Source organism: Chroococcidiopsis sp. TS-821 (genome assembly GCF_002939305.1).
Taxonomy (GTDB): domain Bacteria; phylum Cyanobacteriota; class Cyanobacteriia; order Cyanobacteriales; family Chroococcidiopsidaceae; genus Chroogloeocystis.
In genome coordinates this window covers 1-388 of record NZ_MVDI01000060.1, presented here as the reverse complement: position 1 = coordinate 388, position 388 = coordinate 1, and the positions used below count along the sequence as shown (strand labels likewise).

Sequence of the window (388 nt, the reverse complement as noted above, 5' to 3'; positions counted from 1 at the left end):
GCTGGGTACACATGCAACATTAATATTAAAGGACCATCTCCTTGAGTGACGTAGTGCAGTTTGATGCCGTTGGTAGTAATGTATTCGTGTTTCCAGTCAGTTGTGTACATAGATCGGTTTTTTCAATGAACTACGTGAGGTTGGACAATGGGTAATGGGGGTGTTGATAAATCGCTTTTCCAATGACCAATTACCAGTGACCAATGACCAATAACCTAATTATTTACTGATGGCAATTCGCGGTGTTTGGATAACTAATACTGATAGTCGGGTACTGCATTCGCGGCAAAATATTGCTGAAGCAATGGCGGTTTTGGCACAGACAGGGATTAATGTTGTGTTTCCTGATGTTTGGAATAAGGGGTTTACGCTTTACCCTAGTCCAATT

At 41.5% G+C, this 388-nt stretch carries 1 protein-coding gene and 1 pseudogene; one reads left to right on the top strand and one right to left on the bottom strand.

Annotated features, from left to right (window positions below):
- Positions 1-110: pseudogene (locus B1A85_RS26440) on the bottom strand (alpha/beta hydrolase); the annotation flags it as partial.
- Between the two features lie 119 nt (positions 111-229).
- Between B1A85_RS26440 and B1A85_RS23440 the strand changes: the two are divergent.
- Positions 230-388 (top strand): family 10 glycosylhydrolase (locus tag B1A85_RS23440; protein ID WP_168192471.1); only part of this gene is annotated, 159 nt, incomplete at its 3' end.